Origin of the sequence: Salarchaeum japonicum, from assembly GCF_049705945.1 — an archaeon.
Lineage (GTDB): Archaea > Halobacteriota > Halobacteria > Halobacteriales > Halobacteriaceae > Salarchaeum > Salarchaeum japonicum_A.
In genome coordinates this window covers 1,730,637-1,748,232 of record NZ_JBNAMV010000004.1, presented here as the reverse complement: position 1 = coordinate 1,748,232, position 17,596 = coordinate 1,730,637, and the positions used below count along the sequence as shown (strand labels likewise).

Genomic DNA, 17,596 nt, shown 5'->3' with positions numbered 1-17,596 from the left:
AGCAATGAGAGGAATAGTGGTTTACGTGCTGGTTAGATAGTGAGCGTATGAGTGACGGTTTGCGGGTGCTTGTCGTGGACGACGACGAGGCGGTTCTGTCGGTGGCGACGGAGTTTCTCGAACGGCGGGGCGTGGACGTGGTCAGTGTGTCGCGGGCTGTCGACGCGCTGGAGCGGTTGGACGAGGGGTTTTCGTGCGTGGTGAGTGATTACGAGATGCCGGAGATGGACGGCCTCGAACTCCTAGAGCGCGTTCGGGCGGCGCGGCCGGAGTTGCCGTTCGTGTTGTTGACGGGGGCGGGGAGCGAGGACGTGGCGAGCGACGCGATCAGTCTCGGGGCGACGGAGTACGTGCAGAAGCGACCCGGGCGCGGACGGTTCGATATCCTCGCGAACACCGTGGTGAACGCGGCGGAGGCGTACGAGACGGAACGGGAGTTAGCGGCGAGTCGGGCGTTCGTGGAGGACGCGCTGGAGGCAGTGCAGGACGTGTTCTTCGTCGCGGACCGCGCGGGGACGGTGACCCATTGGAACTCGCGACTGGAGGACGTGCTCGGCTGTGTGGAGCCGGGCGAGCGCGACCCAGACGAGTTCGTCGCGCCGGACGACCGGCCGGCCGCGGCGGAGGCGTTCGAGGCCGCCATCGAGGACGGAAGCGCGCGCGTGGACGCGACGGTGCGGACGGAGACAGGGGACGTGCCGTACGAATTCACGTTCTCCCGAATCACGGACGACGACGGGCGAGTGACGCACGTCGCGGGGGTCGGGCGGGACGTGAGCGAGCGGGTGGCGCGCGAGCGGGCGGTGGCGACACTGCACGAGACGACACGCGCACTCGTGGGGGCGGAGACGCCGAGCGACGTGTTCGAGCACGCGGTCGCGGCGGCGGACGGCCTGCTCGGCCTGTCGCGGACGGCGTTCTATCGGTGGGACGCGGACGAGCGCGCGCTCGTCGCGGCGGCGGCGCGCGGCGCGTCGACGGACAAGCTACCCGTATTAGGAGATGGATCGCCGGAGTGGGCGGCGTTCGTCGCAGAAGAGACGCGGACCGTGAACGCGAGCGACGCGTTCGAGGGCGCGACGGCGTTGGTGGTGGCGGTCGGGTCGCACGGCGTGCTCGTCGCGGGCGCCGAATCGGACGGATTCGACGACGTGGACGTGTCGGTGGTGGAGGTGTTGGCGGCGAACACGGCGGCGGCGCTCGACCGCCACGACCGGGAGGCGGCGCTACGGGAGCAAGAACGCGAGCTGGCGGCGAAGACGGAGCGCCTGGAGGAGGTGAATCGGACGAACACGCTCGTCCGGCGGACCCAGGCGGGATTGCTTGGCGCGTCGACCCGAGAAGAGGTAGAGCGGTCGGTGTGTGAGTCGCTCGCCGCGGACGACGAGTACGTGTTCGCGTGGACGGGAGCCGTGGACGACGGCGAGGTGTCGCCGCGGGCGTGGGCGGGCGCTGGCGAGTCAATCCTGGACGCGCTCGCTGTGGAGGACGCGACGGCGTCGCCGGCGTGGCGGGCAGCGGAGCACGCCGAACCAGTCGTCGTGTCCGACCTGGTGGCGGCGGCTGGCGGGGGCTGGCGGCGGCGCGCGCTCGCGGCGGGCGCGGGGTCCGCGGCGGCGTTCCCGTTATCCTTCGATGGCGGGTCGTACGGCGTGCTCGCGGTGTACGGCCGGCGCACGGACCAGTTCGGCCCGGAGGAGCGCGACATACTGAGCGAGCTCGCGGCGACAGTGGCGAGCGCGGTGAACGCCGTGGAGCGAAAGGAAGCCTTGGTGACGGGCGGCGGCGTGGAGGTGGCGTTCCGGGTGCCGGATGCAACCGGGCCGGTGTCCGCGATGGCGCGCCGGACGAACGCGACGTTCGAACTGGAGGAGGTCGTGTCGAAGGAGGACGGGTCGTGGCTCGTGTACGTCGCGGTGGCCGACGTCGACCCGGACGCGGTGGCTGCAGCGGCGGACGCGCTCGTGTCGGTGACGTCCGCGGACGTGTTCGACTCCGACCGGGAGCGCACGCTCGTCGGCCTGGTCGTCTCGGAGTTCCCGGCCGTCGACGTGCTGGCGGCGCACGGTGCGTCCGTTCAGTCGTTGACGGCGACGCCCCAGGAGGTGGAGGTGTCGGTGACGGTGCCGCGGACGCGGTCGGTGCGGGAGCTGGTGGCGGCGTGCGAGGAGCGCCTGCCCGGTATCGAATTGGTGCGGCGTTCCCAGCCGGCGTCCCAGCCGGCGGTGCTCGTGGAGGGCTTGACGGAGAAACAGCGAACGGCGCTCCGAACGGCGTACGAACACGGCTTTTTCTCGTGGCCGCGCGAGCACACCGGTGAGGAGGTCGCGGACGCGATGGGTGTGAGTGCGCCGACGTTCCACCAGCACCTCCGGAAGGCGCTCGGCGCGGTGTTCGCGGAGGCCTTCGGCGACCAGTCCGACCTAAACGATTAGGGTGGGCGGCGGTCGCGTTCCATATGGTTCGGCAGTAACGCTTGGCCGGTTCGTGAGAGATAGTCACATGATAACAGCCGATGTCTCTGAATCAGTCCGCACGGAACGCATGCGGCACGTCGACGACCGAGTCGCGGCCGAGCGACGATGACGCAGTCCTGTTCGAGGAGGTGCAGCACGCGCTCTGCGAGGACGGGTTCGCGTCACCGCCGGAGGGGAGACACCTCGCGCAGTGGGTGCGGCGGGAACTCCGGTCGTCGCTCGGGAACGTCAGCGTGGACGTGCAGACCGGGAGTCGGGAGTGCGACCTGCTCGTCGCGGACACCATCGGCATCGAACTCGTGGACGGCCTGTCCGCGTACGGCCACGCCGGCATCCACCGCCACCTCGAAACCGTCGGCCGGGACTGCGACTACCTCATCGTGTTCGTGCACGAACTCCCGAACGACTGCCGGGACGCGTGGTGGATGGTGAAACGCCGCTGCACGCCCCACGGCCTCGGCGTCACGGACATCGCGTTCGTCAAACCCGACGCCGGAGAAACGGCGACGACAAAACGCTCCCCGCTCACTGCGTGGTACCTCCTCACACCCGCGATGCTGTTCGTCGCCGCATACCTCGCCGTGGGCGTGACGGAAGCGACACGCATCTCGACCCACCCGATGCTGGCGCTCATCGTCCCCGCCATCGGCGCGGTCTGCTTCCTCGCGCTCGTCCTGAAGTGCTTCGGCGACACCTAAGCGACATCCCGGAACAGCGCGCGAACGGTCTCCGGGTTCGTCGTCCCCACGCGACTCTTGCGCGTCTCGAGCTCCCTGCAGAGCGCCGCGTACCGGTCGTCGGCCGCGAGCGCGTCTGATGACTTCGCGGCCTCCAGCGACGCTTTCGCGGCCGCCGTCTGATAGTACTCGCGGATGCCCGACGGGTACTCACGGAGGCCCACGAGCCGTTCGACCGTCTCGACGAGCACGCGCCGGTCGACGGCTTCACGAGGTAATCGTCGAACCCGAGCGAAACCACGTCGAAGTCGGGTTCGACCGCCGTCACCATCGCGACGCGACACCCGAGCCCACGCTCGTCAATCGTGTCGAGGAGTCGGTCACCCGCGCCGTCCGGGAGGCGGCGGTCGAGCAGGACGACGTCCACCGTGTCGTCGACGATATCGCGAGCGGCGTCGAGCGTCGCCGCCACCCGAACCTCGTAGCTATCGGCGAGCCAGGCCGTGTAGAGGTCGCGAACGGACTGCTCGTCCTCGACCACGGCGACGGTGTTTCGGGACACGAACTACCCGAACGTTCCCAAGAGACTGATAAAAGCTTTCTACCAAACATCGTAAAACGACCACGCCAACCCTGGACCCCACGCGTTCCATAGAGTGTCTCCATGAGAGCTTCGACAGAAGTGATCTCTGAATCAGCGTCCTGCATTGTTTGAACCCGCACACCCCGTCGAGCGCCGCGCTCTTTTTAGGGGCTTCTTGGCGCTCAACGCGCACCACCCCTATTTGAATGAGCGAGTTTAGTACGGACTGACATCTGCGAAAGTTGAGTCGTTGTATGCCCGAACTCCGTATTACCGGAATCTGGGCAGTTGAGAAGTGGGCCCGCCGAGATTCGAACTCGGGTCCGACGCACCCCATGCGCCGAGGATACCGCTACCCCACGGCCCCACACGTGTTTCGAGGAGTGGCCTGGGGTTAAGGGCTTCGTTTCGCGGGCTACACGAGAACGCGTTCGAGCGTGACGGCTTCACCGGATTCGGCGTCGAGGGCGTCTGTTGCGCGGCCGAGACAGACGGCGGCGCCGTTCGGGGTGGTGCACGCGACGAGCGCGCCGGACGTGGGGTCGTCGTGGTCGATGACGCCGGGTGCGTAGACGGGCGCGCCGTTCGCGACCTCACGCGCCGCGGAGGGAGCGATGGTGACGTGGGGGAGGTGGGTGAGCGCGTTCTCGGCTGGCTGGACGACGGCGCGAATCCAGTCTTCGGTGCCGCGTTCGCGCCACTCGGCGAGCGCGTCCACGTACTCGTGCATCGTCACGAGGTCCGCGTCGTCGAACGGGCCGGTCGTGGTGCGGCGGAGGTGGCCCATGTGCGCGCCCGTCCCGAGCGCCAGCCCGAGGTCGTGACAGAGCTTGCGCACGTACGTCCCGCTCTCGCACTCGATGCGGAGCAACGCCTGGCGGTCCCGGACTTCGAGCACGTCGAGCGTGTAGACCTCGCGGACGCGGAGGCGGCGGGAGACCGCCGACTTCCGCGGCGGTTTCTGGTAGAGCGGGCCCTCGAACTCCGACACGACGTCTTGGAGGTCGTTGGGCGCGTCGTCGTGAAGTTCGAGCACCGCGACGTACTCCTTCGAGCCTTCGAGGAGCGCGGGCGCGAGCCGGGGCGCAGTTCCCGTGAGGACGGGCAGACAGCCGGTGACCTTCGGGTCGAGCGTGCCCGCGTGCGCGGCCTTCTCCACGCCCGCGAAGTCCCGAATCCACGCGGACACCTCGTGCGCGGACGGACCCGGTGGCTTGTCGAGGTTCACGACCCCGAATTCGAGCAGGCTCTCGACCGACCGCTCCGTTGGTGGTGCGCGCATCAGAACTCGTACGTGACGTTCTCCACCGGTGTCGGTCCCTCGTCCGCGCCGGGGTCGTAGCCCTCGACGGCCGCGCGGAGGATGTCGAGCGTCGCCGCCTCCCCCCAGCGCGCCGTGTTCACGGCGAGGTCGTAGATGGAGCGGTCGTCGAAGTCGATACCGTAGTACTCGCGGTAGCGCGCGGTCTCCGACGCCTCGCGCTCCTCCGTCTCCGCGAGCGCGTCCGCGACGGGTTTGTCCTCGCGTTCCGCGATGCGTTCCGCGCGAACGTCGAGCGGCGCGTCCAGCCAGATCTTGAGGTCCGCGTACTCGCCCGCCATCCAGCCCGACAGCCGGGACTCCAGGACGAGGTCGTCGTGCGTGCGCGCCGTCTCCCGCAACTGCGCGTCGAGGTCGCGGTCGATCTGGTCGTCCGTCTCCGCGAGTTCGTTGAACTCCGCGAGCGAGAGGCCGCGTTCGTCCGCGAGCGCTCGAAAGATGTCGCCGCCGGAGACGTGCTCGTAGTCCAGTTCGTCCGCCAGCGCGGCGGCGTTCGTGGACTTCCCGCACCCCGGCGGGCCCGAGATAGTAATCAACATATCAGTCCTCGGCCCGCGCGAAGTAAAGAGGTTGTGAACCGCGTCAGGCCGTGTCCGGACCGGTCTGCACGTTGAGGGCCTTCCGAAGGATTTGGCCGATGCTCATCGTGCAGAAGAAGTACCAGACGATCCACGCGGGGAAGAACCCGGCGACGCCGTCCAGCAGTCGGAGCTCGCCGAACATCGGGAGGACGATGTGGTGTTCGCCCGAGTCGACGTGGCCCGCGAGCAGCATCCAGTACATCCAGAGGAACACCGGGATGGTGATGAGCATAATCCACACCATCGGCCGGAACTGCTGCTTGAACATGCCGAGCTGGTCGCCCATCAGGTCCATCTGTTCCTCGCGGAGCTGTTCGAGGCGCTCGTCGTTGTCGTTCGCGCGCGCTTCCTTCTGTGCGTCCTGAATCTCCTGCATGCGCTCCTGGTGTTCGCCCATCCCGGACATGTCCATGAGGTTGTCCTGGAGGATGGTGGAGTAGAGACCGGTGAGGGTCGCGAGCACGAGGATGACGAGGTAGAAGGGAAGCATCGCGTCGAGCGGCCCGAGAATCACGTCGAGCACCTCGCCGACGCTGTTCCGGACGCTGTTAATGGTGTATCCCGCCATCATCGCGAGCGCGCCGACGGCCGCCATCTTGTCCCACTGCGACCAACTCGAATCGTCGTCGTCATCGACGTCCACGTCCTCCGAGAGCGCGTCGCGGATTTCGTCCGTGTCAGCGAGCCGGAAGCCGTCGTCGGCGTCCTTGAGCACGCCCTTCTCGATGAGGCGTCCCCACTGCCCAGTCGTCACGTCCTCTTTCACGTCCCGCCACTTCAGGGCGTCCTCCTCGCCGTCTTCCTGTTGGGCGAGAAGGCGTTCGAGGGCGTCCGCTAGCTCGGGGTCCTCGCGGATGAGCGACCGGACTTTCTGTTCGGTTCGAGCCATCTATCTATGCAGTCGGTAGCGGGCGTTCATCAACCTGTCCCTACTCGGCCGCGTTCGACTCGGTTAGGCGTCGGCGAGGTGAGCGTCCACCGCGTCCTCCACGTCCGCCCAGACCTCGTCCGGCGTCTGCTCGCCGTCGATTTCGACGAGGAGGCCGGCGTCCCGGAAGTAGTCGATGACCGGCTGCGTGTTCTCCTCGTAGACGGTGATGCGTTCGCGCGCGGTCTCCTCGGTGTCGTCGTCGCGCTGGTAGAGGTCGCCGCCGCATTCGTCGCAGGTCCCGGCCTCCTCGGGCGGATTGAAGTCGACGTGGTAGGTCGCGCCGCACTCCTCGCAGACGCGGCGGCCGGTGAGCCGGCGGACGAGTTCGTCGTCGGCCACGTCGAGGTAGAGCACCACGTCGAGGTCCGTGATGTCGTCGAGGTACTCCGTCTGGGACTCGTTACGGGGGTAGCCGTCGAGCACGAAGCCGTCGGCGTCGTTCAACGCGGCCTTCACGATTTCGTTCACGACGGGGTCGGGGACGAGTTCGCCGGCGTTCATGAACTCCGCGGGCGTGCCGTACTCCGTCTCCATGTGCTTGTTCGCGCGGAGCGCGTCGCCCGTGGTGACGTGTTCGATGCCGTAGTTCTCCGCGAGTCGGCGACTCTGCGTTCCCTTTCCAGCGCCCGGTGCGCCGAGGATGAGAATCCGTGGGTCGGCGTCGGTCATACGTTTCAGTGCCCGCGGCACGGGCATAAAGCGGTCGATTGCGGGAGAAATCTCCGCCGGAATTCGACCGAGAGAACTCGCCAGACGACGACGTTTCACGCCCATTCCCAGCGAACGCCCGACCCAGACGGCCTGTAGTACCTGCGGGACGCTCGCGTTACTCCCGGCGGAACAGCTCTTGGATGCGCGAGGTGATGCCGAGGTTCTTCTTCGTCATGATGACGGTCGTCTCCGCCCGGCGTCCGACCTCCTCCGGGATGGCGCCGAAGACGAGTTCCTGAAGGAGGCCCTCACGCGTCGTCCCGATGAGCGTGAGGTCGTGATCGTTCGCCTCCTCGACAAGCGTGTCCGCGACATCGTCTCCCTCAAGCACCTCCTGTTCGACGGGGAAGTCGAAGAACGATTCAGCGGTCTCGGCGAGGAGGTGCTCGGCGTCCGTGACCTCTTGGTCGCTCGCGTCCGGCGAAACCACGGTAACGAGGCGTACATCCGCGTCCTCGGAGTGCGCGATGGCCTCCGCCGTTTCCGCGGCGAGTTCCGCGTGAGGGCCGCCCGCGGTCGGGAGGAGTATCGTCTCGATGTCCTCGCGCTCCTCTCCAGTTTTCTCGACGTACACGTCACACTTCGCCTCGCGGGCAACGACGTCAACGTTGCTGCCGAGCACGATGTCGCGGCGGCGACTGGTGTTCGACCACCCGAGGAGCGCGGCGTCGCACTCGTACTGTTCGACGGTGTTGAGAATGGCCTCGGAAACGTCGTGACCGATGCGGACGGTGCCAGAGACGGGAACGTCCTCGTCAGCCGCGAATTCCATCGCCTGGTCTATCGTCTCCTTCTGTGCGTCCGCGTACTGGCGACCCTTCGAGAGCGGGGTCTGTGCAGGGAGTTTCACGGCACTCATTACGAGCACCTCGCCGTTCCGGTCCTGCGCGATGTCGATGGCGGTTCGCATGAGTTGCTCGACGTTCTCCGGGTTCGCGATAGACACGAGCACGCGGTAGTCACGCTCAGACGGTTCGCGGTCAGCGATTACCGTCGGCGTCTCCTCCTCGACGCGCTCGTCACTCTTCCCGGACAGCACAAGCACGTAGAACGCGACACCGACTATTTCGGCGGCGACACCGAGAAGGAAGCTCGACAGTTCGACGTTCACGAGGAGCACGAGGTTCGCGAGCACCGCGATGATAGGTACCCAGGGGACGAACGGGACCTCGAACCCGCGGTCGATATCAGGGTTCTTCCGACGGGACCGGATGATGGCGAGGTTCACGACCACCAGTCCGAAGAGCAGCATGAAGTCCGCGAAGTGCGTGAGCGATTCGATGCCGAAGTGGAACTCGACGCCGAACAGGGAGGGAGCGTGACCGCCGAGCAGGACGGTGAACGCCATGATGTAGAGGAGAATGAACCCGCCCGTGAGCAGGACGCTCTTGTAGGGCGTGTTGAAGCGGTCGTGGAGGTCGTTGAACTGCCGGGGGAGGTGGTCGCGGCGCGCCATCGCGAGCTTGACGCGGGAGCCGGCGAGGATGGTGGCGTTTGCCGCGGAAACCATCGAGAGGAGCGCGCCGGCGATGATGACGTAGAAACCGATGTCGCCGAGGTAGTACTGGGCCGCATACCCCATCGCGACCTCGCCGTTGGTCGCGATGAACTCGCGAGCGCCATCGAGCGTCGTCACGTCGGTCTGCTGGACGAGCAACTGGAGGAACTGCTCGTCGTGGACGGCGAGCACGATGACCAGCACGACGAGCGTGTAGATGACCGTCACGAGACCCATGCTGATGAAGATCGCTTTCGGGACGGTCTCACCTGGCGACTTGATTTCCTCGGCGTTCGTCGCAATCGCTTCGAATCCGAAGAACGTGATGAATACGAGCGCGCTCGTCAGTCCGATGTTCCGGAGGTCGGCGAACCCTTGCGTGTTCTGCGCGAGCGAGTCCAAGACGACATCGGCGCGGAACGCTTGGAGTCCGCCGTAGAGGAAGAGGACGATGAGCGCTATCTTCAGAGCGGTAACGGCGATCTGGAACATTCCCGTCTCCTCGGTTCCTTTGAGGTTCACGGCGACGAGCAACCCGAGAACGACGACACCGGATATCCAGAACGGAAGCGCTGACGGAATGTCAAAGAGAGGATAAATAAACCGATGGAACCAGTCAGCGAAAGATGCGACGTAGAAAGCTGCTGAGGCTGGATACCCGAGAATCATCGACCAGCCGACGATGTACGTCAGGTCGGTGTCGAACACGTTCGCGACGTACATGTATCCGCCGCCGGATTCGGGATAGATCGACGCGAACTCGGCGTACGCGAACGCCGTGAACGATGCGACGATTGCGGCCGCGAGGAATGCGACGATCGCCGCGGCGCCGACGTTGTTCACCGCGAGACCGGAGAGAACGAAGATACCGGCCGCAATCATCGTCCCGACGCCGATTGCGATGGCGCCGACGATGCCGATATCCCGGTTGAGTTCGGTCTCGACAGCCGAACCCCCGGTATCGGGCGGGCTTCCTGAAGAACTCATTAACCGCCAGTTTCTGTCCGACTGCAATAAAATTGGAGGCTTCGATAGTCCGTGGGGCGCTTCAACTCGCAAGTCCGCCGGACGACGGTTAGTTCGTCCAGTAGCTTCGGGTGAGGAGGACGAGCACGGGAAGGATTTCGAGACGGCCGACCCACATGAACGCGACCATCAGGAGTTTCGTGGGTTCGGAGAACGGAATATAACTCCCCATCGGGCCGGCGAACCCGAACGCCGGTCCGACGTTCCCGACGGTCGAGGCGGTGGCGGCGAGCGCCTCGAACACCGTCAACGGTTCGCCGCCGTGCGTTCCGAGGACGGCGACGAAGAACGTGCCGACGAGGACGATGCTGAGATAGAGGAGCGTGAACGCGTGGATGCCGCGCACGGACTTCTCATCGAGCGCGCGTCCGCCGAGCCGCACCGGCTTCACCGCGTCCGGGTGGACTGCCGTGAACAACTCGCGCTTGATGGATTTCGCGACCACGATCCAGCGGACTATCTTGATGCCACCGCCCGTGCTGCCTGCACTCCCGCCGACGAACAGCAGTGCGAACAGGAGGTACTTCGAGGACTCCCCCCAGAGGGTGAAGTCCATCGACGCGTACCCCGTGGTAGTGGTGATGGCAGCCACCTGGAACGCGGCGTGCCGGAGCGCGGGTTCGACCGCGCCCGCGATGCGGCCGACGTTCTCGACGTTCGTGAGTTGCCCCGTGAACAGGAGGCCGGCGGCGACCGCGGTGAGCACGCCGAGCGCGCCGGCGTACCCACGGAACTCCGCGTCGTCCAGAAGGTCACGGCCGTTCCCGACGGTGGCGTGCCAGAACAGCGCAAAGTTCGTCCCCGCCGCGACCATGAACGGGATGATGATCCACTGCGCGACCGCGGAGAACGCCTCGATGGAGCGCGCCTCAGGACTGAACCCGCCGGTCGGCATCGTCGTGAAGCCGTGTGCGACCGCGTTGTAGAGCCCCATATTCGGCGCGAACCCGAAGTAGTTCGCTCCGTAGAGGAGGACGACTTCGAGCGCGGTGATACCGATGTAGAGGCCCCAGAGCGCACGTGCCGTCTCCGCGATGCGGGGCGTGAGCTTCTCCAGCCCGGGACCGGGTGCTTCCGCGTCCATCAATTGCGCGCCGCCGACCGAGAGCTGTGGGAGGATAGCGAGCGCGAGCACGACGATACCCATTCCGCCGAGCCACTGCGTCACCTGCCGCCACATCATCAGCGCCCGCGAGTGATGCTCGAACGAGATATGGCCCATCACGGTCGCTCCGGTCGTGGTGAACCCGCTCATCGACTCGAACAACGCGTTCACGGGGTTCCCGAGCGTTGACTCCGGACTCCCCGCGGCGATTCCCGGGATGCCGTGCGCTTCGAGGAGGTAAGGGACCGTGCCCGTCAGGCTCACCGCGAGCCACGTCAGCGCGACCATCAGGAACGCCTCGCGTGACCCCAGGTCTGGGTCGTCGTCCAACTGTTCGAGGAGCCAGCCCGCGCTGAACGCGATTGCGATAGTCGCGACGAACACGGGGACACCCTCGCCGTAGTAGACCGCGAGCGCGAGCGGGAACAACAGGGGGACGGACAGCCACTTCACGACCGTGCCGACGAGGCTGACGCTCGCCCGCCACTCCACCCACGTGTTCATAGTTTCTCCGCGACCTCGTCGTGCGCCTCGCTCGTCACGAGCGCGATGACGTGGTCGTTCGGTTCGACGACCGTGTCACCGCGCGGCGTGACGAACTCGCCGTCGCGCGTAATCGCACCGATGACGAACCCCGCGGGGAGGTCCGCGACCGCTTCCCGGATCGGCCGTCCGACGAGTACGCTGTCCGCGTCGACCTCGACTTCGAGGACTTCGGCCTTGTCGGGTTCGATGATGGCGACGTTCTCCGCCTGACGCTCGCGCGTGAAGCGCGTGATGTCCTCCGCGGTCACCTCGCGCGGGTTCACCGCCACGTCCACACCGACTGTCTGGAACAGCGGGACGTACTGGGGGTTGTCCGCGACCGCGACCGTGCGCGCCGCGCCGACGCGCTTCGTGAGCAGCGCGACGAGCAGGTTCTTCTCGTCCGAGTCCAGCATGGAAACCACGAAGTCCGCGTCCCCGACGTGTTCGCGTTCGAGGAAGTCGCGGTCGGTCGCGTCGTGCTGGAGAACGGTCGTGTTCGGGAGGAGTTCCGCGAGTTCGCGCGCCCGCGCCTCGTCCTGTTCGATGAGCGTCGGCGACAGTCCGCGCTCCTCTAGGAGTCGCGCCACCTGATACGCCGTGGTGCTCCCACCGACCACCACCACGTCCTCAACGTCCGTCTGCGCCTCCGGCGACACCGCGCCCGCGAACGCCTCCACGCGGTCGGGCCGCCCGATAACCACAATCTGGTCGTTCTGCTCGATGACCGTGTCACCGCGCGGCAACACGACCTCCTCGTCGCGCACCAACGCCACGAACGTCAGCGCGTCGAACGTATCCGCCTCCGCGACCGTCTGCCCCGCGAGCGGGCTCGTCTCGTCCACCTCGAACTCCGCCATCTGCACGAGACCGTTCGCGAACGGGTCCACGTCCCGCGCCGTCGGCAACCCCACGATGCGCACGATGGCCTGCGCCGTCAGGAGGTCCGTGCACACCATGAAATCCACGCCGAACACGCCGCGCGAGCGCTGCCACGTCCGCAGGAAGGACGGCTGCTCGACGCGCGCAATCGTGAACGCGTCCGTGACCGTCTTCACCGTCCCGCACGCCGCGAGGTTCGTCTCGTCCTCGTCCGTACTCGCGATAACCACGTCCGCGGACCCGACATCCGCCGCTTCGAGGTCGTCCAGGGACGTTCCATCACCCTGAATCGCGAGCACGTCGTGTTCGAACGTCAGCGAATCTACGCGCTCGCCGTCTACGTCCAACACGACGATTTCGTGCGCGTCAGCCAGGCTCCCCGCGATACTCGACCCGACTTCGCCCGCACCGATGACGAGGATTCGCACTCAGCGAACACCCCGAACGTCGTACATACACGGGCTCTCGAACCCCAAACAAAAGACCGTTTCGAGCCACGGCTACGCGGCGCGAAAAAGCGAAAGGAAGAACCGGGATTAGTCGCCGAACATCTGGCGCATCATCGGATGCATGTCCATCATCTGCTCTTCGGCTATCTCCTCGTACAGTTTGTACGTGATGGAGATGGTGAGCAGGAGGCCGGTCCCGGTGACCTGGCCGATAGTGCCGAGCATGTTCGCCAGCACGGCGAGCAGCCCGACGAGCGCACCCCCGATGACGGTCACCTGGGGGATGTAACGCTCCATGACTTTCTCGATGACGCCGACGTTCTGCCGGAACCCGGGGATCTGCATGCCCGAGTTCTGGATCTGTTTCGCGGTCGCCTCAGGACCCATGTCCGCGGTCTCCACCCAGAAGATGGCGAAGATAGCACCGCCGACGAGCATGAACGTGAGGTCCACGCTGACGCGGAGCGCGATCTCCCACCACTGATGGGTGGCCGCGGACTGCCCGAGCCACGGCATCCACTCGCCGCGGCTCTGAATCGGACTGAAGAAGTAGAACAGTCCGTTCACCGCTTGGCCGTCGGAGTAGACGCCGAGCCAGTTCGGCATTCCGGCGTCGCCGAGTTGGTTGTGGAGGAGGCGGCCGAGGAAGCCGATGTTCATCTGGACCGCGCGAACGAGGATCATCGGCAGGACGCTCGCGTAGATGAGCTTCACTGGGAACCGACCCCGTGCGCCCTTCACGCGAGCGTGACTGAGCGGAATCTCGACGCGAACGCTCTCCGCGTACACGACGACGCCGTAGATGAGCGCGGTCGTGAAGATGGAGAGCAGTGCGGCGTCGATGAGCAGGAACCCGAGGCCCTGCGACGTGAGCAGCGGCGGCACCGAGAGCGACCCGGTGACGATGCTGAACCACGTCGCGAGGATGCCGGCGGACGGGTCGATGATGCCCGTGACGAGGCTCTGCGAGACGCCCGCGACGATGAACAGTCCGATACCGGACCCGACACCCCACTTGGAGACGACCTCGTCCATGAACAGGATGAGGACGCCACCAACGGCGATCTGGGCGAATATCAGGATCTGCATGCCGAACGAGCCGATGCCGAGCGCGCCGTAGACGGCTTGCTGCGGCGGAAGGTAGTTCCCGAGGAACACCATCGGCAGTCCGGTGATGACGATCATCGCGAGCACGAGGACTTTCTGGAGACCCTGATAGAGCGCCTGGTCTCGCGGGTCGCTCGTGTCCAACCCGAGGAGGTTCGCACCGCCGAGGAGTTGGAGGACGATGCTCGCCGTAACGATCGGTCCGATACCGAGCTGGAGCACCGACCCCTGCGAGCCTGCGAGCAGGCTCCGGAACCGTCCGAAGGCGTCGTTACCTGCGAGACCGCCCGCGCCCCAGACCGGGATGTTCGTCAGGAAGAAGTAGAGGACGAGGATACCCGCTGTCCACGCCAGCTTGCGCTTGAACGGGACGTGTCCTTCCGGTCGCTGGACCGCGGGCATCCGCGTGAGGACCGGTTCAGCAGCCTCCTTCCAGCCCATCGGTTAGTCCTCGTTCTCTTCTTCCGCGCGCTCGGAGAGGACGGCGTCTCCGCCCTCTTCCTCGATGAGTTCGACCGCGGACGCGGTGAACGCGTCCGCCGTGACTTCGAGCTGGTTCCGGACCTGCCCGCCGCCGAGCACCTTCACGGCGTCGGCCTCGTGGCCGTCCTCGACCACGTCGCGTGCGTCGATCCGGTAGCCGAAGTCCGTCTCCTCCGCGAGACCGTCCGCCGCGAGCAGCGCGACGTCCTCGTCGAGTTCGCGGACGGAGACCTCGAGCACGGTCTCCTGGACCTTCTCGGGGCGCGTGAAGCCGTGTTTGCCGAGCGGTTCGTAGTTGTGGAACTCGTGTTTGTCGCGGCCCGCGTTGCCACGGCCACCACGGTGACCGGCGCCACGCCGGTTCTTGTGACTGCCGCCGCCGTGCGTGCGCGTGCCGCGCTGGCGTCGTTTCTTATCAGTCATTGTTATCGCATCTCCGCGAGGAGGCTGTCTATCTCCTCGGTCGTGTGCTTGCCGAGCTGGCCACCGTCGGCCTGCGGCTTCTTGATTCCCTTGTGACCGCCGCGGGGCGGGTGAAGGCGGAGGACGGGTGCGAGACCCGCTTCGCGGAGCGTCGTCTCCTCCGCGAGGAGGGCGGACGCGAGGTCCTCGATGGAGTCGTACTCCGTGTTCTCCGCGAGCCACTCGTCGTCGACGTCCGCGTCACCCTCCAGGGGTTCCGCGCGCTTCTCGAGCAGCGTCACGAGCACGTCCTCGCTCGGTTCGCCGTACGCGACGTAGTCGTTGACCTTCGCGACCATCCCCTCGTAGGTGTCGGTCTCGGGGACGAGCGCGCAGTGGTTCACGCTGTGCAGGTTCAGCATGTCGAGCGTGTCCTCCACGGTCTCACGCATGTTCACGTCGCCGCGGAGCTGCACGACTGCCTGCATCACTCGATCACCTCGCGCTTCTCGCGCGTGCGCTCGGGAATCCGGGCCTCCGCGGTGTTGCGGAGCGCGTTGAACGTCGCTTTCGCGAAGTTCACCGTCGTCCGGGTCTTCCCGGACGAACGCGTCCAGATGTCCTCGATACCGGCGAGGTCGAGCACGTGTCGAACCGTCTCACCGCCCGCGAGACCGAGGCCGCGCGGGGCGGGACGGAGTTCGACTTCGACGCTCCCGGCCTTGCCGGTCGTCTTGAGCGCGACCGTGTGCGGACGCCCACAGCCACACTCCCACGACCCACAGCCGCGGGAAACGTCGATAATGTTCAGTTTCGCGATACCGATCGCCTTCTCGATGGCGCCACCGACCTGGTCGTCACGCCCCTCGGCGTAGCCGACGAAGCCGTCGCGGTTTCCGACGACAACGGAGCATCGGAACTTCACGCGGCGGCCGGAGTCCGTCATGCGCTGAACCATGTTGATGTCCAGCACTTCGTCGTCCATCCCCGGGAGGAGAGTGTCGACGATTTCGGGCTCCTTGAGCGGGAGGCCGGTGTTGAGCGCGTCCGACATCGTGTCGATCTCGCCGTCCTGGACGAGGCGACCGAGGCGTGTCTTGGGTTGCCAGCTGTCGTAGCTCATGTTAGTCCTCCGTAATCGTTTCGAGCACGTCGTCGAAGTGCTCGGGCAGTTCCGTGGCGTCGAAATCGCCGCTGTACAGACCGTCTTCGAGCGACTCCGCGTACTCCGCGATGTCCGAACCGCGAGTACGCTGCCAGTCGGCGAAGACATCGTCGTTGTGCGGGATGTCGAGGCCGGCGTCGATGGCGCCTTCCTGAATCGCGAACACCTTCGACCCCTGCGTCGCCGTGTTCAGGCCGATGTCGAGGACTGCTTCCTCGTAGCCGGCTTCGACGGCTCGCTGTCCGGCGAGAATGCCGGTGAGGTACGCGCTCGGGAGGTTGCCCGTTGGGGCTTCCCAGCCGTACTCGGAGAGGTCTTCGGATGTTGCGCTTGCGACGGTTTCGTCGCCGTGGGGTCCGGTAACGACCAGCTGCGCCGTGACGTGGTTGTTGCTCTTGCGAGCGACAAGCCGGGGTTTCCCCGACTTGAGGAGGCGCAACCTCTGATGGTAGTCGGTCCGGACCTCGCGGCGTCGCCGCATCGGCACCTTATAGCGTGGTCCAGTTGCCATTAGTTTTCACCGTAGTGTTCGTCAATGTACGTTTCGAGGCGTGCGACGCTGTCGAACTCGCCACCGTTCGCCATGTTGTAGAGTTCGCGGTACTGGCTCGGCGTGAGTTCACCGTCGTCGCGGAGTTCGCGGAGCGTCCGTCGCTGCGCGCGAATCTTCGCCTCCCACTGTTCTTTCTCGTTCTGGCGGGCGCCCGCCTTCCCCTTCCGGGTACCGGGACCCTTCCGGTGGCCGTACGCGCGCTTCTCGTTGCGCTCGCGTGCGCGGCCACGGGAGTTCCCGCGGGCCTCCTCGGACTGAATGATTCCTTCGTCGACGAGTTCGCGGATGTCCTCTCGCGTGATGGCGTCGACGATTTCGCCCTGTGCGTCGGGGTCGAACCAGACGCGGTTCTCACCGACGTCGAGGACGTCGGCTGCGAGCCGCTTCTGTGCGCTCAGGTCACTCATTGTCTCCCTCCACTTCGACTTCCACGTAGGTGGGGTTGAGGACGCGAATCCCGAGTTCCTCCGCCTTCTCCTCGATGGTCTCGCGCTTGCGCGCGCCGACCTTCGAGGCGATGCGGGCGGCTTCCGTATCGGGGTCGACGTCGTCGAGGTCGTTCGCGTTGTGCACGAGAACGTCCTCGAACCCGCTCGGGTGCTTGCCCCGAACGGCGGTCGGCGAACGGAAGCCGGCCTGGACGGTGTCGCCCTTCCCCTTGATACCGCGGCGCTGCTTCGAGAGCGTGCCGCGGGGGCGTCGCCACGACGTGGAGACGCGCTTTTTCTTGTGGTGGTCCTGTCGGTTGAACTGGGGCGTGCCGATGCGGCCGCGCTGCGTGAGCAGGCGCTTCGTCTCCTCGTCCAGGTCGGGCGTCTTCTCCGCGTGCCCGCGCGGGACGAGTTCCGTCTCGACTTCCTCCTCCGATTCCTCTTCTTCGGTCTCCGACGGCTCGGCCTCCTCGACCTCGCCCTCCGTCTCGGACTCGACTTCGAGTCCGCCGACGTCGGCCTTGATACGGGCCGCAAGTGCGTTTCCGACGCCGTCGACGTCGGCCAGTTCGCTCTGGCTCGCCGCCTTCACGTCGTCGATGGTCTCGTAGCCGGCCTCGCGGAGCGCTTCGGCCTTGGACGGTCCAACGCCGGAGATGTCTTCGAGTTCCTGTGGTTCGTCAGCCATG

17 protein-coding genes, 1 tRNA gene and 1 pseudogene are annotated in these 17,596 nt (G+C 66.2%); 2 read left to right on the top strand and 17 right to left on the bottom strand.

Going from position 1 to position 17,596, the window contains the following annotated elements; translation table 11 throughout:
- Window positions 1-47 precede the first annotated feature (47 nt).
- Both ACOZ4O_RS11260 and ACOZ4O_RS11255 read left to right on the top strand, forming a co-directional pair.
- Window positions 48-2,435, top strand: a complete 2,388-nt coding sequence (locus ACOZ4O_RS11260; protein ID WP_424525403.1) for a bacterio-opsin activator domain-containing protein — start codon at window positions 48-50, stop codon at window positions 2,433-2,435.
- Window positions 2,436-2,515: 80 nt separating this feature from the next.
- A complete protein-coding gene (locus ACOZ4O_RS11255) occupies window positions 2,516-3,175 on the top strand; it encodes a hypothetical protein (RefSeq protein WP_424525402.1) in 660 nt (219 codons plus the stop codon).
- Here ACOZ4O_RS11255 and ACOZ4O_RS11250 read toward each other — a convergent pair.
- The 17 genes and pseudogenes from ACOZ4O_RS11250 to ACOZ4O_RS11170 all read right to left on the bottom strand — a co-directional run bounded on the left by ACOZ4O_RS11250 (window position 3,172) and on the right by ACOZ4O_RS11170 (window position 17,595).
- Window positions 3,172-3,405, bottom strand: a complete 234-nt coding sequence (locus tag ACOZ4O_RS11250; protein WP_424525401.1) for a HalX domain-containing protein — start codon at window positions 3,403-3,405, stop codon at window positions 3,172-3,174. The genes ACOZ4O_RS11255 and ACOZ4O_RS11250 overlap by 4 nt on opposite strands.
- 20 nt (window positions 3,406-3,425) lie before the next feature.
- Window positions 3,426-3,695, bottom strand: a pseudogene (locus ACOZ4O_RS11245) (response regulator); the annotation flags it as partial.
- Window positions 3,696-4,033: 338 nt separating this feature from the next.
- A tRNA-Pro gene (locus ACOZ4O_RS11240) sits at window positions 4,034-4,103 on the bottom strand.
- 49 nt (window positions 4,104-4,152) lie between these two features.
- Entirely contained in the window at window positions 4,153-5,022 is an 870-nt protein-coding gene (locus ACOZ4O_RS11235; protein WP_424526170.1) for an RNA-guided pseudouridylation complex pseudouridine synthase subunit Cbf5, read from the bottom strand.
- Window positions 5,019-5,597 (bottom strand): (d)CMP kinase, encoded by a 579-nt coding sequence (gene cmk, locus ACOZ4O_RS11230; protein WP_424525400.1) that lies wholly within the window; start codon window positions 5,595-5,597, stop codon window positions 5,019-5,021. The genes ACOZ4O_RS11235 and cmk overlap by 4 nt, the downstream gene beginning before the upstream one ends.
- A gap of 43 nt (window positions 5,598-5,640) precedes the next feature.
- The gene (locus tag ACOZ4O_RS11225) at window positions 5,641-6,528 is read right to left on the bottom strand and encodes a DUF106 domain-containing protein (protein WP_424525399.1); all 888 of its coding nucleotides are present in this window, start codon (window positions 6,526-6,528) and stop codon (window positions 5,641-5,643) included.
- 63 nt (window positions 6,529-6,591) lie between these two features.
- Window positions 6,592-7,239, bottom strand: coding sequence for an adenylate kinase (locus ACOZ4O_RS11220; protein ID WP_424525398.1), 648 nt, complete (start codon window positions 7,237-7,239; stop codon window positions 6,592-6,594).
- A 157-nt stretch (window positions 7,240-7,396) separates the two neighbouring features.
- Window positions 7,397-9,766, bottom strand: coding sequence for an amino acid permease (locus tag ACOZ4O_RS11215; protein ID WP_424525397.1), 2,370 nt, complete (start codon window positions 9,764-9,766; stop codon window positions 7,397-7,399).
- 88 nt (window positions 9,767-9,854) lie between these two features.
- Complete coding sequence (locus tag ACOZ4O_RS11210; RefSeq protein ID WP_424525396.1) at window positions 9,855-11,414, bottom strand: TrkH family potassium uptake protein; 1,560 nt, start codon at window positions 11,412-11,414, stop codon at window positions 9,855-9,857.
- Window positions 11,411-12,745, bottom strand: coding sequence for a Trk system potassium transporter TrkA (gene trkA, locus ACOZ4O_RS11205; protein ID WP_424525395.1), 1,335 nt, complete (start codon window positions 12,743-12,745; stop codon window positions 11,411-11,413). The genes ACOZ4O_RS11210 and trkA overlap by 4 nt, the downstream gene beginning before the upstream one ends.
- 108 nt (window positions 12,746-12,853) lie before the next feature.
- Window positions 12,854-14,314 (bottom strand): preprotein translocase subunit SecY, encoded by a 1,461-nt coding sequence (gene secY / locus ACOZ4O_RS11200; RefSeq protein ID WP_424525394.1) that lies wholly within the window; start codon window positions 14,312-14,314, stop codon window positions 12,854-12,856.
- Between the two features lie 3 nt (window positions 14,315-14,317).
- Window positions 14,318-14,779 (bottom strand): uL15m family ribosomal protein, encoded by a 462-nt coding sequence (locus ACOZ4O_RS11195; RefSeq protein ID WP_424525393.1) that lies wholly within the window; start codon window positions 14,777-14,779, stop codon window positions 14,318-14,320.
- Between the two features lie 2 nt (window positions 14,780-14,781).
- Window positions 14,782-15,246, bottom strand: a complete 465-nt coding sequence (rpmD, locus tag ACOZ4O_RS11190; RefSeq protein ID WP_424525392.1) for a 50S ribosomal protein L30 — start codon at window positions 15,244-15,246, stop codon at window positions 14,782-14,784.
- Entirely contained in the window at window positions 15,246-15,881 is a 636-nt protein-coding gene (locus ACOZ4O_RS11185) for a 30S ribosomal protein S5 (protein ID WP_330990986.1), read from the bottom strand. Before ACOZ4O_RS11185 ends, rpmD begins: the two co-directional genes overlap by 1 nt.
- Window position 15,882: 1 nt before the next feature.
- Window positions 15,883-16,434 carry a 50S ribosomal protein L18 gene (locus ACOZ4O_RS11180; RefSeq protein ID WP_424525391.1) on the bottom strand — a complete coding sequence of 184 codons (552 nt, stop codon included), beginning with the start codon at window positions 16,432-16,434 and terminating at the stop codon, window positions 15,883-15,885.
- Window positions 16,434-16,883, bottom strand: coding sequence for a 50S ribosomal protein L19e (locus ACOZ4O_RS11175; RefSeq protein WP_424525390.1), 450 nt, complete (start codon window positions 16,881-16,883; stop codon window positions 16,434-16,436). Before ACOZ4O_RS11175 ends, ACOZ4O_RS11180 begins: the two co-directional genes overlap by 1 nt.
- Window positions 16,876-17,595 carry a 50S ribosomal protein L32e gene (locus ACOZ4O_RS11170; protein ID WP_424525389.1) on the bottom strand — a complete coding sequence of 240 codons (720 nt, stop codon included), beginning with the start codon at window positions 17,593-17,595 and terminating at the stop codon, window positions 16,876-16,878. Before ACOZ4O_RS11170 ends, ACOZ4O_RS11175 begins: the two co-directional genes overlap by 8 nt.
- Window position 17,596: the final 1 nt, after the last annotated feature.